Annotated in this window: 12 protein-coding genes; all 12 read right to left on the bottom strand. The window is 70.4% G+C overall.

Features of this window, described 5'->3' with window-relative positions; translation table 11 throughout:
* Nucleotides 1-26: 26 nt before the first annotated feature.
* On the bottom strand, nt 27-1,505 hold the full coding sequence (locus tag FB384_RS16440) for a potassium/proton antiporter (RefSeq protein WP_183784059.1): 1,479 nt from the start codon (nt 1,503-1,505) through the stop codon (nt 27-29).
* Nucleotides 1,506-1,708: 203 nt separating this feature from the next.
* Nucleotides 1,709-2,368, bottom strand: coding sequence for a response regulator transcription factor (locus FB384_RS16435; protein WP_183784057.1), 660 nt, complete (start codon nt 2,366-2,368; stop codon nt 1,709-1,711).
* A complete protein-coding gene (locus tag FB384_RS16430; protein WP_183784055.1) occupies nt 2,365-3,882 on the bottom strand; it encodes a sensor histidine kinase in 1,518 nt (505 codons plus the stop codon). Before FB384_RS16430 ends, FB384_RS16435 begins: the two co-directional genes overlap by 4 nt.
* 38 nt (nt 3,883-3,920) lie before the next feature.
* The gene (locus FB384_RS16425) at nt 3,921-4,292 is read right to left on the bottom strand and encodes a hypothetical protein (protein ID WP_183784053.1); all 372 of its coding nucleotides are present in this window, start codon (nt 4,290-4,292) and stop codon (nt 3,921-3,923) included.
* A gap of 101 nt (nt 4,293-4,393) precedes the next feature.
* Nucleotides 4,394-7,603, bottom strand: a complete 3,210-nt coding sequence (gene ileS / locus FB384_RS16420) for an isoleucine--tRNA ligase (protein ID WP_183784051.1) — start codon at nt 7,601-7,603, stop codon at nt 4,394-4,396.
* A gap of 315 nt (nt 7,604-7,918) precedes the next feature.
* Nucleotides 7,919-8,524, bottom strand: a complete 606-nt coding sequence (locus FB384_RS16415; protein ID WP_183784049.1) for a hypothetical protein — start codon at nt 8,522-8,524, stop codon at nt 7,919-7,921.
* A 116-nt stretch (nt 8,525-8,640) separates the two neighbouring features.
* On the bottom strand, nt 8,641-9,561 hold the full coding sequence (wag31, locus tag FB384_RS16410; protein WP_183784047.1) for a DivIVA-like cell division protein Wag31: 921 nt from the start codon (nt 9,559-9,561) through the stop codon (nt 8,641-8,643).
* A gap of 49 nt (nt 9,562-9,610) precedes the next feature.
* Nucleotides 9,611-9,880: a YggT family protein gene (locus tag FB384_RS16405; protein WP_183657479.1), complete on the bottom strand. Its 270-nt coding sequence runs from the start codon at nt 9,878-9,880 to the stop codon at nt 9,611-9,613.
* Between the two features lie 142 nt (nt 9,881-10,022).
* Nucleotides 10,023-10,685: a cell division protein SepF gene (locus tag FB384_RS16400; RefSeq protein WP_183784045.1), complete on the bottom strand. Its 663-nt coding sequence runs from the start codon at nt 10,683-10,685 to the stop codon at nt 10,023-10,025.
* A gap of 78 nt (nt 10,686-10,763) precedes the next feature.
* The gene (locus FB384_RS16395) at nt 10,764-11,528 is read right to left on the bottom strand and encodes a YggS family pyridoxal phosphate-dependent enzyme (RefSeq protein WP_183784043.1); all 765 of its coding nucleotides are present in this window, start codon (nt 11,526-11,528) and stop codon (nt 10,764-10,766) included.
* A gap of 2 nt (nt 11,529-11,530) precedes the next feature.
* On the bottom strand, nt 11,531-12,235 hold the full coding sequence (gene pgeF / locus FB384_RS16390) for a peptidoglycan editing factor PgeF (protein WP_183784041.1): 705 nt from the start codon (nt 12,233-12,235) through the stop codon (nt 11,531-11,533).
* Between the two features lie 154 nt (nt 12,236-12,389).
* A complete protein-coding gene (gene ftsZ, locus FB384_RS16385; protein ID WP_183784039.1) occupies nt 12,390-13,844 on the bottom strand; it encodes a cell division protein FtsZ in 1,455 nt (484 codons plus the stop codon).
* Between the last annotated feature and the right edge of the window lie 159 nt (nt 13,845-14,003).

Here is a 14,003-nt window from a genome sequence, read left to right as displayed (position 1 = left end):
CCGGCCACCTCGACCCTCCCCGGTGGTCAGTCGCCGGACTCGCCCTTCCACGCGGCCAGCGGCCCAGCGCGGTCGACCGCACGGATCCGCCGCTCGGCACGACTGCGCGCCTCGCTGGTGGTGACGACCAGCAATCGGTCCCCCGACTTCAGCCGCGTCCCCGCGCCGGGGGTGAAGCTCGCCCCGTCTCGCACCACCAGGCTGACGCCCGAACCGGTGGGCAGGCGCAGCTCGCGCAGGTACACCCCGTGCAGCCGGGAGTCCGGCCGGATCGCGACCTGCAGCAACACCGCGCCCAGCTCGTCCAGCGGTGCCGCGTCGACGTCGAGCTCCTCGGGTTGCCCCGTGCGGGCGAGCCCGAGCAGCCGCGCGACCGGGCCGAGCAGCGCCCCCTGCAGCAGCGTGAAGACGATGACGATCACGAACACGGCGTCGAGCAGCCCCTGCGCGCCGGGCAGCCCCTCGGCCAGAGGGATCGTCGCCAGCACGATCGGCACCGCACCCCGCAGCCCCGCCCACGACAGGAACACCTGCTCCCGCCACGGGAGCCGGAACGGCAACATCGACACCAGTACCGACACGGGCCTGGCGAGCACCAGTACGACCGCGCCCGCGACCAGGCCGGGCACGATGCCGTGCACCAGGCGTTCCGGCGAGGCGAACAGCCCGAGCAGCACGAACAGCCCGATCTGGGCCATCCAGCCGAGTCCCTCGGCGAACGACAGCGTGTCACCGCGGTGCGGCAGCCGGGCGTTGCCGAGCACGAGCCCCGCCAGGTAGGTGGCGAGCAGCCCGGACGCCTGGCCGAGCTGCCCGGCCGAGTAGGCGACCACGCACACCGCGACGGTCGCCAGTGGGTACAGGCCGGTGGCCGGCAGCGCGATCCGCCGCAGCGCCTGCGCACCGAGCCAGCCGAGCGCCAGCCCGATACCGGCACCTGCCCCCAGTTGGTACAGCACCACCAGCGGCAACGTCCACTGCACGTCGGCGCCACTCGCCAGCAGCACCACGGCGATGTAGGCCGGCGCGTCGTTGAGGCCCGACTCTAGTTCCAACGTGCCCGACAGCCGCCGGTTGATCCCCGACCCGCGCAACATCGAGAACACGGCCGCCGCGTCGGTACTGGCCAGGACCGCGCCCCACAGGAACGCCAACTGCCAGTCGAGGTCGAGCAGCCAGTGCAGCGCCGACCCCGCGACGAGGATCGTCACCACGATGGCCATTGTGGACAGCGCGATCCCCGGTCCGAGTGCGGGCCGCACCGCCTCCCAGCGGGTCGTCAGCCCACCTTCGGCCAGGATCATCACGAGCGCCGCGAGCCCGAGACTCTGGGTGAGATCGGGATTGTCGAACTCGATGCCCAGGCCCGCTTCGCCCAGCAGCACACCGATACCGAGATAGATCAGCAGCGACGGCAGTCCGAGTCGGATCGAGAACCGGACGGCGAACACCGACGCGAGCAGGACGATGGCCCCCGATCCGAGAATGATCGGAAGCTCGTTCATGCCGCACGTCCCTCGCTCTCGCCCCCTGCGCCGTCACCCCCGCGACTCCGCCCTCCGGCCGGGCTCACCCGCACCGCGGGCCGACTCATGGAAATACGGTATCCGGCCGCGGCGCCGCCGGCCGTCACAGCCGCCGCGGACGTGACGCCGGCCGCACCGGTGGTGACCACGCGAGCACGCGCGGGTGAGGTGCCGCCGTCGCCTCAGTCGAGGCGGTAACCCATGCCCCGCACGGTGACGATCCGCTCCTGGCCGATCTTGCGGCGCAGCGTGCGCACGTAGACGTCCACGACGTTCGAACCGGGATCGAAGTCGTAGCCCCACACGTGCGAGAGCATCTGTTCGCGGGAGAGCACCTGCCGCGGATGCCGCAGGAACAACTCGAGCAGGGAGAACTCGCGCGCGGTGAGGTCGACGACGCCATCCGGGGTTTCGGCGCGGCGAGTCCGCAGGTCGAGCGACAGCTCCCCGTGCCGCAGGACCGTGACCTCGGGCGTGCGATCGGCCGACCGCAGCCGCAGCCGCACGCGCGCCAGCAGTTCCTCGAACCGGAACGGCTTGGTCATGTAGTCGTCGGCGCCACCTTCGAGCCCCGCGACCGTGTCGTGCACCGTGTCCCTGGCGGTCAGGATGATCACGGGGATGTGCACGTGGGCGCGCCGCATCGCCTGCAGGACCGCGAAACCGTCGCGTTTGGGCAATCCCAGATCGAGGATCACGAGGTCGAACTCGCCCGCCACCACCTGTGCGAGTGCGGTATCGCCGTCCTCGACCACCGAGGTGGTGAAACCGTTGGACCGCAATCCCTTCTCGATGAACGCTGCGATCTTCGCCTCGTCCTCGGCGATCAGGATGCGGCTCATCGGTCTCCTCCCTGTAGCGGCAATTCGAATCCGAACGTCGCGCCCTGTCCCGGCGCCGACATCACCCGCACCTGTCCGTGGTGCGCACCGGCGATCGCCTTCACGATCGCCAGGCCCAGACCGGCCCCCGTACCGTCGCGCGCACCGGCGCCGCCCCGTACGAACCGGTCGAAGATCCGCTGCTCGTCCCCGCTCTCCAACCCGGGACCGGTGTCGCTGACCCAGAACGAGACCGTCTCCGCGCCGACAGCCGAACCGATGCGGATCACCGCCCCGTCGGTGGTGTGGGCCGCCGCGTTCTGCGCCAGCTGCACCATCGCCTGGGTGACGCGCTGGGCGTCGACGCGGGCATCGCCCTCCCCGACGGCCTCGAGCGTCCAGGCCCGCGGTGCGATCGCGCGCACCTTGGCGTCGATGTCGCTCGTCAGCTCGGGCACGGACGTCCACGCCGGATGGACGAAGTCCGGCTGCTCGGCCTTCGCCAGCAGCAGCAGATCATCGACGATCCGCGCCATGCGATCGAGTTCGTCGGTGCACAGGCGCACGACCTCCGCGCGTTCGGCCGGGTCGTCGCCCATCAGCTCGAGATGCCCGCGCACGATCGTGATCGGCGTGCGCAGCTCGTGGCCCGCATCGTCGAGGAACTGCCTGCGCGTGTCGAACGCCCGCTCCAGCCGGTCGAGCATCGCGTTGAACTGCTCGGCCAGCGCCGCGACGTCGTCCCGGCCCTCGACCCGGATCCGCCGCGTCAGATCGGCCTCGGTGAGCCGCCCCGCCGCCTTCCGCACCGTGTTGACCGGGGCGAGGATCTGCCCCGCGACCAGCCACGACACCCCTGCCGCCAGCACCAGCGCCACCGCACTGACGATGATGAGGGTGCGAACCGTCGCGCCGGCCTCCGCCCTGACCTCGTCGACGAAGTAACCGCTGACGAACCAGGCGTCGGCCTCGGTGCCGCCCTGGCGGGGCAGCACGTCGACGCGCAGCCAACGCAACGTCCCTGCCGGGGTCGACACCGTGCCCGTGACGTCCTCGCGCGAGACGATGTCCCGCAGCACCGCGTCGGAGAGCCGCACGTCCCGGAACGTCTCGTCGGCCTGCCGGATCGCCTCGAGCTCGCCCGCGGTGCTCCGGATACCCAGCATGAGCTCGGCATTGTCCGGATACTGGCTGCTCAGGTGGCGGTAGAACAGGTCACCGGGGTCCGTCACCGGCTTGCCGGTCGCCGGGTCCAGACCCGCTTCGGCGAACCGCCGGAACTCCTCGGCATCCTGGGCGAGGGCCGCGTTGACCCGGTCGTCGATCGCGCGGTACTCGAATTCGACGACCAGCAGGACGACCGAGGCGAGGCCTGCCGCCATGACGGCCGCGAGCCAGCCCGTGATCTGCAGCCGGGCCGGGATGCGCGTCCCTCGCCTGCGTCCGGGCACGGGCCTGCCCGCGCCCTCCGTGTCCGACGCGTCACCGCCTGCACCGGACGCGGCGAGTTCCTGCGTGGTGAACACGTCAGGCATCGGCCACCGCACCCGCCGGTCCGGGTCGGCCACGCCGGTCAGTCGTCGTCGCCGTCGTCATCGTCCCCACCGTCGTCGTCATCGTCGTCATCGTCGTCGTCGACCGGCGGCGGTGGCGGGACGACATCGCGGGTCGGCTGCGGCTCGGATCCGGGACGCGACGGCGGCCGTTCCGGCCCGTCCGGACCGGTTCCGTGCCCGTCCGTCGTGGTCGACGACGGCGGCGGCGTCGAGTCGCGAGACGGCAGCGAAGGCAGCTCACTGCGTGATCCGTCGGCTCCGCCGATACGGACCACCGGGCTCTCGTTGACGGGCGCGTCGGACCCGCGCAGCAGCAACGTCACGACCACCGCGGCCACCGGCAGTGCCAGCACGGCCACGAGCGCCAGCGCCCTCGGTGTCGGTTTCATGGCGTCCACTCTGCCCCGATACGGCGAAGCCCGGATGAGCCGGAGATGAAGACATCTTCATCAAGTCTCATCCGGGCCTGCTCACCGGCCGGACGCGAACGTCAGCCCGCGTGCGCGCGCACCGCGACGGTCACCTTGTCACCGTCACCGACCGCACCGGCGAAACCGTCGCTCACAGCCGCGTACGCCACCTCCGTGGCCAGCGTCTCCGACGCCACGAACTCCTGGTGCTCCCGCACCGCCGCCACGACCGCGTCCGGCGCGTCGATCGTCAGCGCGATGCGGTCGGCCACGTCGAGCCCCGCATCGCGCCGAGCCTGCTGGACCACGCGCACCAGGTCACGCGCCACGCCCTCGGCGGCCAGCTCCGGCGTCACATCGGTGTCGAGCAGCACGAGGCCGGAACCCCCCGGCAGCTCACCAGCGATGCCCTCACCCGAGGCGACCAGCCTGCGCTCGTACTCACCGTCGACCAGTTCGATCCCGGCCGCGACGACCGCGCCCTCGGCCGTGGTGGACCAGTCGCCCGCCTTCACGGCCTTGATCACGGTCTGCACGTCCTTGCCCAGCCGCGGTCCCGCAGCACGGGCGTTGACCGCGACCTCGAACGATCCGTGCGCCGCCACGTCGGTGGTCAGTTCGAGGGCCTTGACGTTCACCTCGTCGGCGACGATGTCGGAGAAGGGCCGCAGCAGCTCGGCATCCTCGGCCGCCACGAGCAGGGAGGCCAGCGGCAGCCGGACCCGCAGCTTGTTCGCCTTCCGCAACGACAGCGCCGCGGAACACACCTGCCGCACCCGGTCCATCGCGGTGACGAGCTCGGGGTCCGCGGGCAGCACCGCGGTGTCCGGCCAGTCGGCCAGGTGCACCGACCGACCACCGGTCAGCCCGCGCCACACGGCTTCCGTCGTCATCGGCAGCAGCGGTGCGGCCACCCGGCACACCGTCTCCAGCACTGTGTGCAGCGTGTCGACCGCGGCCTGCTCGCCCGCCCAGAACCGGTCGCGGGAGCGCCGCACGTACCAGTTGGTCAACACCTCGAGGTAGTCGCGCAACGTCGCGCACCCGCCCGCGATGTCGTAACCGTCCAATGCGGACTGCACATCGGCCACGAGCTCGCGCGTCTTGGCGAGGATGTACCGGTCGAGCACGTGCCGCGAGGGCTGCTTGCAGGCGCGAGCCATCGCTTCAGCGTCGGTGACCGATGTTCCCTCGACGCCCTCGGCGTTCGCGTACAACGCGAGGAAGTAGTACGAGTTCCACAGCGGCAGCACCGCTTGGCGCACCGCGTCGCGGATGCCCTTCTCCGTGACGACCAGGTTGCCGCCGCGCAGGATCGGGCTCGCCATCAGGTACCAGCGCATCGCGTCGGAACCGTCCCGGTCGAACACCTCGTTGACGTCCGGGTAGTTCCGCAGCGACTTCGACATCTTCTGCCCGTCGGAACCGAGCACGATGCCGTGCGAGACGCAGGTCCGGAACGCCGGCCGGTCGAACAGCGCCGTGGCCAGCACGTGCAGCGTGTAGAACCAGCCCCGGGTCTGGCCGATGTACTCGACGATGAAGTCGCCCGGATAGTGGTCCTCGAACCACCCGGTGTTCTCGAACGGATAGTGCACCTGGGCGTACGGCATCGACCCGGAGTCGAACCACACGTCGAGCACGTCCGGAACGCGGCGCATCGTCGAGGCGCCTGTCGGGTCGTCCGGGTTCGGCCGGGTGAGCTCGTCGATGTACGGCCGGTGCAGGTCGGTGGGCCGCACCCCGAAGTCGCGTTCCAGCTCGTCGAGCGATCCGTAGACGTCGACGCGCGGGTGGTTCGGGTCGTCGGAGACCCACACCGGGATCGGCGTGCCCCAGTAACGGTTGCGCGAGATCGACCAGTCGCGGGCGTTCTCGAGCCACTTGCCGAACTGGCCGTCCTTGATGTGGTCCGGGTACCAGGTGATCTGCTGGTTCAGCTCGACCATCCGGTCCTTGAACTCCGTCACCGCCACGAACCACGACGACACGGCGCGGTAGATGAGCGGGTTCCGGCACCGCCAGCAGTGGGGATAGCTGTGCTCGTACGTCTCGTGCCGCAGCAGGATCGCGCCCTGCCGCGCGGCCGAGCCGGTGCCGTTCTTCAGGTCGCGGATGATGTTCGGGTTGGCCTCGAACACCTGCTGGCCCTCGTAATCGGGCACCTGCGCGTCGAATCGGCCCTTGGCGTCGACCGGCGTCGCGGGAACGATGCCCGCCGCATCGGTCACGACCTTGTCCTCGTCGCCGTACGCAGGGGCGATGTGCACGATGCCCGTACCGTCGTCGGTGGTCACGTAGTCGGCCGACAGCACCCGGTGGGCGTTCTCCCTGCCGACGAAGTACGGGAACGGCGGTGCGTAGCGGGTGCCGAGCAAGTCGGATCCCTTGTACCTGGCGACGACCGTCGGCTGTTCGCCGAGTTCCTTCGCGTAGGCGCCGAGGCGCGCTTCGGCGAGCACGAAGCGCCTGCCGTCGGCGTCGGCGACCTGGACGTAGTCCACATCGGGATGCACGGCCGTGGCCAGGTTGGACGGCACGGTCCACGGCGTGGTGGTCCAGATGAGCAGATATGCCCCGTCCAGCTCGCTGTCGTTGCCCTCGACGCGGTAGCCGATGGTCACCGCCGGGTCCTGCCGCGACTGGTAGACGTCGTCGTCCATCCGCAACTCGTGGTTGGACAACGGCGTCTCGTCACGCCAGCAGTACGGCAGCACCCGGTAGCCCTCGTAGACCAGGCCCTTGTCCCACAGCCGCTTGAACGCCCAGATCACCGATTCCATGTAGGTGACGTCGAGCGTCTTGTAGTCGTTGTCGAAGTCGACCCACCGCGCCTGCCGAGTGACGTACTCCTGCCATTCGGCGGTGTAGCGCAGCACCGACTCGCGGCACGCCCGGTTGAACTCGGCGATGCCCATCTCGTCGATCTGCGACTTGTCGGTGATGCCGAGCTGTTTCTCGGCCTCGAGCTCGGCGGGCAGGCCGTGGGTGTCCCAGCCGAACCGGCGCTCGACCCGCTTGCCCCGCATCGTCTGGTAGCGCGGAACGGTGTCCTTGACGTACCCGGTCAGCAGGTGGCCGTAGTGCGGCAGCCCGTTTGCGAACGGCGGACCGTCGTAGAAGACGTAGTCGTTGTCACCGCCGGTGCCCGCATCGCGCGCCTCGACACTGGCCTGGAACGTGCGGTCGCTCTCCCAGTAGGCCAGGATGTCCTTCTCCAGGGCAGGAAAGGACGGCTGCGACGGGACCTCGTCGGCGGCCTGCGCGCCGACGGATGCCTTGGGGTACATCCGGTGTGCTCCTCGCGGAAATGTCCGTGTTGCCGTACGGGCCTTCCGGCCCACACGGGGACGACGCGAGCGCTACAGAGCGCACGTTCCGCGGTACCACCCCGCTTGCCCGCGCCGGTCGGCGCGGACCCCTCGTTCGGCGGCTGTGACGGGCCGCTGCCGTCCGGTTCTACTGAGCCGTCGCGGGCGTGTCGCCCCGCGACGTCCGTTCTTCCGGAAGCTCCCCGGTGATGGCCGGATCGTCGCCGTGTGTGTTCAGGATAACCGGTCACGAACCGGCCCATCACGCGCCCACGGAATCACGCACCCGCGGAGTCACGCACCAGCCGAGTTACGGTGCCGCTGCGCGAGCGTCGCGTCCGGCGCGCACCGGCCGCACGGGCTGAAACCGAGTTCCCTGGCCTCCCTGGCCGGCAGCGGGATCGTCTCGCGCGTCTCGAGCCACGCGCATTCGGCGAGGTGGTACCGGGGCCGCTCGTCCACGACGACGACCTCCTCCTCCAGTCGCGAGACGAGCAGCGCGTCGGCGTCGGCGGAGTTCTCCGTGGCCGGTTCGTCGTCCGGATCGGCCAGGTCACCCTCGGCCGCGATCAGCTCCGTCTGGCCCTCGCCGACGGGCTCCTCGGCGTCGTCGGCCTCCTCGAGGGCCCGGTCGATGTCCTCGTCGTCGGTGTCCGAGGCCGTGGACCGCTCCGAGTCCGCCTTGCCGGCCTCGTCGTCCGATTCGGCCCGCTCCGGCTCCGCCTCCGGCTTCGCGTCGCTTCCTGCCGAACGGCGGCGCCACCAGTCGATCACGAGCAGAATCGCCGCGACCACGGACACACCCAGCGAGATCCAGGCCCACAGCGAGTCGGCGGTGATGAGCGCCGCGACCACGAGGCCGAGCGCCCCCAGTACGAGAATCAGAACGATGTAGAGCACAGTGAATTACAACACGAACGCGAAAGAGACGGCCCCGACCCCTTCCTCAGGGTGTCGGAACCGTCTCTCTCGGTGAACATCAGCCCGGTGGTGCCGGTGACAGTGCCGTGTCGGTGTCAGCCCGCTTCGGCTCGCGGACCGAACGAGTAGCCCTGGCCACCGTTCGAGGAGTTCGAGCTCGAGCTGCCCGTCGACGACGAGGACGAGGACTCGGACGACGAGGACGTCGACGCCGAGGCCGGTGCGGCCGAACCACGGTCGTCGAGCTCGCGCAGCTGCGATTCGAGGAAGCCGCGGAGTCGAGTGCGGTACTCGCGCTCGATGGTGCGCAGCTCCTCGATCTTCTTGTTGAGCTCGCCCTTCTCGGTGTTCAGGTTGTTCATCGTCTCGGTGTACTTGCGCTGCGCCTCGCGATCCAGAGTGGTCGCCTTGTCGCGCGCCTGACGCTCGAGCGTCTCCGCCCGGGTCCGTGCGTCGTTGAGCATGCTCTCGGCGCGCGTGCGCGCCTCGTTGACCATCGAGTCCGCCTTCGAGCGGGCGTCGGACAGCAACTGCTCGGACTTCGTCCTTGCCTCGGCGAGCATGCCGTCGGACTCGGTCTTGGCCTCGGCGGTCAGCCGGTCGGCCATCTCCTGTGCCAGGCCCAGGACCTTCGCGGCCTGCACGTTCGGCTCGCCGTTCTCACCACCGAGCAGGCCTGCGGCCGTGGCCTGCGTCTGCTCGGTCGACGACGGGGGCGGCACCGGGGCGAGCCGCCGAGACGGGGCCTCGTCGGTGGACCCGCGCTGCGGGGCGGGCTGTGCCGCCTGCGCGCTGCCGCCGGCCTTCGCCGACTCCAGCTCACCGCGGGTCGACTCCAGCTCGGCGTCGAGCTGCTCCACCTGCTGGCGCAGCTCGTTGTTGTCCTCGATCAACCGGGCAAGTTCCGTCTCCACCAGGTCGAGGAACGCATCCACCTCGTCCTCGTTGTAGCCCCGCTTGCCGATAGGCGGCTTGCTGAACGCGACGTTATGCACGTCAGCAGGGGTCAACGACATCAGATCACCTCACGCACTCCATGGGCTGTCGGACGATCCGGGTTCCCCGTCACCCGGGTAGCGCCAGTTGCATCAGTATGAACACAACCAACAGCAGCACCATAATCGATAAGTCCAGGCCCACGCCGCCTATCCGCACGATGGGAATAACACGTCGTACGAGCTTGACCGGTGGGTCTGTCACTGTGTAGATGCTCTCGACCGCGACCGCAACCCCTCCCGCGGGTCGCCATTCGCGCGCGAAAGCCCGTACAAGCTCGACGACGATCCGCGCCGTGAGCAGGAGCCAAAAGACAAAGAGCAGCCAATAAAAGACCATCCGGACCGCATCCACGCCGCCACTCTAGCCACAACCGGCGACGTTGTGGGCCACCGGCCCGCCGACGCGCCCGGCGGCTCTCCCCCGGCGCCCGGCGGTGGCCGGGTGACCGGCGGCGGGGGTCAGTGACCGGTGACGGAGGTCAGCGGCGGAGGAACAGTCCACCCTCGGCGATACGCCTACGGTCCTCGGCCGAGACGTCCGCGTCCGGCGGCGAGAGCAAGAACACCTTGTTGGTGACGCGGTCCATCGAGCCACGCAATGCGAACGCGAGCCCCGCCGCGAAGTCCACGACCCGCTTCGCGTCCGCATTGTCCATTTCGGTCAGATTGATGATCACCGGCGTGCCGTCCCGGTAGGCCTCGCCGATCTCGCGCGCCTCGGTGTAGCTCGTCGGGTGCAGGGTGCGGATCCTGCTCAACGGGTCCCGATTCGCCGCAGGGGCGCGCGCAGGCGGCTCCGGCGCCGGACGCAGCCGGGTGACCGGCTCGGGCTGCCGGTCGACCGCGAGTGAGCCGTGGACCGGCGACGGCTCAGCGGCCGAACGCCGCGCGCGTGCGGGTTCGGGCTCCTCGAACTCGTCCATGACGTGATACCGCGAACGTCCCCGGCGCGGCGGCTCGTCGTAGTCCGCCTCCCGGTAGTCGCCCCTGCCGCGGTCGTACGCGTCATAGGAGTCGTAGGCCTCGTAGGAGTCGTACGCGTCCGGGTCGTCGGCGTAGCCGCGCCGGTAGTCGTCGTAGTCGTACTCGTCCTCGGCAGGGACCATCCCGAAGTAGGCCTTCAGCTTGTGCAGCGTGCTCATGCCTCTCCCTCGCCCGCACGGTCGCGTCCCCACCCTTGACGCTGAGTCACCGCAAAACGCCACTGTGGGTGAACGTCTCTATGGCGAGGCTAGACCGCGGCCACCGAGCAACGCGGTTCCGACACGCACACAAGTCGAGCCGTGCGCCACCGCGGCCTCCAAATCCCCGCTCATCCCTGCTGAAAGTTCCACGGCGTCGGGATGATCACGTCTCACCCTCGCGTGCGCCTCGGCGAGTCGGGCGAAGGCCGGCTCCGGGTCCCCACCCAGCGGGGCGACGGCCATGACTCCCCGCAGTCGCAGCGACTCACCCGACCGAGCGATGACGTCGGCGAGTTGTGGCAGCTCGTCGAGCGGACATCCGCCGCGCCGTGCGGCATCATCGGCCGTGTCGAGGCTCGCCTGCAGCAGCACGTCCAGTGGTCCGGACCGGGTGCCCGCCTCTTGAGCGGTACGCACGGCCTTGGCGAGTGCCTCGGCGAGCCGCTGCGAGTCGACCGACTGCACCTCACTGGCCCAGCCGGCGACCGACTTCGCCTTGTTCCGCTGCAGCCGCCCGACCATGTGCCAGCGCACTGCCGCCTCGGGCCGCAGTTCGGTGACCTCCGCCGCCTTCGGGGCCGCCTCCTGGTCGCGATTCTCGGCCAGGTCCGTGACGCCAAGGTCGCTCAGCAGCGCGGCGTCGGACGCGGGAAAAGTCTTCGTCACGGCCAGTAGCCGCACCTCACCGGGCTCGCGCCCGGCCGCGGCACACGCCTCGTCGATCCGGCCCCTGACCGCCTCCAGCGAGGCCGCCAGCTCCGCGCGGCGCTGCTGCGGATCACCCTGGGTCTCGACGGTCACGCTCACTCCTCGATCCACGTCAAGGCAGCGATCCGCCCCGACGGGTTGTCCCTGCGGTGACTGAACAGTGTGTCGTCCTCGACGGTGCAGCGTGGGTCGACGCCGATCCTGCCCACTCCCGCGTCGGCCAGCTGCCGCCACAGGCCCGCGCGCAGGTCGAGCGCCGCCGTGCCCTTCCGGCTCCGGCAGCGACTGCCCGGCAGGTGCGCCTCGACGTCGGCGGCCATGTCGTCGGGCACCTCGTAGCACGAACCACACACCGACGGCCCCAGCAGCGCCTCGATCCGGCTCGGCTCGGCTCCCACCGAACGCATCGCCTCGAGCGCGGCGGGCACGACGCCCACTCTCGCGCCCACTCGGCCGGCGTGTACGGCGGCGACAACACCCGCCTCGGCGTCTCCCAGCAGCACCGGCACGCAGTCCGCGACGAGCACGACCGGCACCACGCCGGGCGTCGCCGTCACCAGCGCGTCCGTGGCCTCCGCGGGTTCGGTCTCCGTGCCGTCGACAACCGTTGCGGTGCGGCCGTGGACCTGTTCCATCCAGGCGAGGCGGTCCTCGGTCAGTCCCAACTCCGTCGCCAGCCGCGCCCGGTTGGCGCGCACCGCGTCGGGGTCGTCCCCGACGTGCAGGCCGAGGTTGAACGAGTCGTACGGGGGTTTCGAGTAGCCGCCCGCCCTCGTCGTGATCACGCGCCTGATGCGCACCGATTCGTCCTTTCACTCGGGCGTCGTCCGCGAGCGGCGCCGCAGAGCCGCCTGCACCGGAGAGCCTACGGACCCCGGACACACACCGAGGGTCACCGCCCCCTGCCGTGGGAACGGTGACCCTCGAAAGCGATCCGGGTGCTGCGAACGTGCCTCAGCGGCGCATGAACGGCGGGACGTCGACCTCGTCGTCGGACGGGTCCTCGGTCACCGGCTGGGTGCCGCCCGGCAGTCCCGTCTGCGGGCGCGGTGCGCCGGCCTGCGCCTGGCCCGGAGCCGGCTGCTGCGCCGAACCCGGCTGCGGCTGGCCCTGCGGTGCCGCTCCCTGCGGTGCCTGACCCTGGGGTGCCTGCCCCTGAGGGGCGGACGGCTGGGGCGCGGGCCTGCCCTGTTGGCCGCTCGGCACGGGCTGGGCGCCACCAGACGGCGGAGCCGAACCCGCTCCGTTGGCGTGCGCCGAGGCCGCCCCGTTGGCAGGGGTCGCGCCCGCCGAGGCGGACGGCGACTGCTCGCCGGGCTTGCCCGCGGCGGGCTGTGCCGGGGCGGCGGGGGCCGCGGGGCCTCCCGATTCCGCCGCTGCGCCGCCGGCCTCTCCGGCCTCGACCGTCATGGTCGACCCGTTCGCCGTCAGCGTCCCGGGATCGAGCTTCTTGTGCGTGGGAGTGCCCGCGTCGAAGCCGGCCGCGATCACCGTCACCCGGACCTCGTCGCCGAGCGAGTCGTCGATGATCGTCCCGAAGATGATGTTGGCCTCCGGGTGCGCGGACTCCTGCACCAGCGACGCAGCCTCGTTGATCTCGAACAGGCCGAGGTCGGACCCGCCGGCGATCGACAGCAGCGCGCCGTGCGCACCGTCCATGGACGCTTCGAGCAGCGGAGAGTTGATGGCCTTCTCCGCGGCCTGCACGGCGCGACCCTCGCCACGCGCCGAGCCGATGCCCATGAGTGCGCTGCCCGCGCCCGACATGACGCTCTTGACGTCGGCGAAGTCCAGGTTGATCAGACCGGGCGTGGTGATCAGGTCGGTGATGCCCTGCACACCGGACAGCAGCACCTCGTCGGCCGAGCGGAAGGCGTCCATCAGCGAGACACCGATGTCGCCGAGCTGCAGCAGCCGGTCGTTCGGGATGACGATGAGCGTGTCGCACTCGTTGCGCAGCTCCTGTATCCCGTCCTCGGCCTGCTTTCCGCGCCGTTTGCCCTCGAACGAGAAGGGCCGCGTGACCACACCGATGGTCAGTGCGCCGAGCTTGCGGGCGATCTGCGCGACGACCGGGGCACCGCCGGTGCCGGTGCCGCCGCCCTCACCCGCGGTCACGAACACCATGTCGGCGCCCTTGAGGACCTCTTCGATCTCCTCCCGATGGTCCTCGGCCGCCTGCTGGCCGACGTCGGGGGCGGCGCCCGCACCGAGTCCCCGGGTCAGTTCCCGGCCGATGTCGAGCTTGACGTCCGCGTCGGACATCAGCAGTGCCTGGGCGTCGGTGTTCACCGCGATGAACTCGACACCTTTGAGGCCGACCTCGATCATGCGGTTCACGGCGTTCACGCCGCCGCCGCCGATACCGACGACCTTGATCACCGCGAGGTAATTGTGCGGGGGCGTCATCGGGTTCGCCTTCCTGATCGTGGTGCTTGTCCCTGGCTCGCGCTGGATGTCGACCTCGGACTCCCGGAAACCCTCAACCTCAAGTTGAGGGTCAGACTTATGTCAACTACCAACGTTGCGGTAGGACGGTATGCATCGCGCGGGCCCGAATCCAGGCGC

The organism is Prauserella sediminis (assembly GCF_014195435.1).
Lineage (GTDB): Bacteria > Actinomycetota > Actinomycetes > Mycobacteriales > Pseudonocardiaceae > Prauserella > Prauserella salsuginis.
Note: the sequence above shows the minus strand (reverse complement) of the source record. Positions and strands in the feature narration are given on the sequence as shown.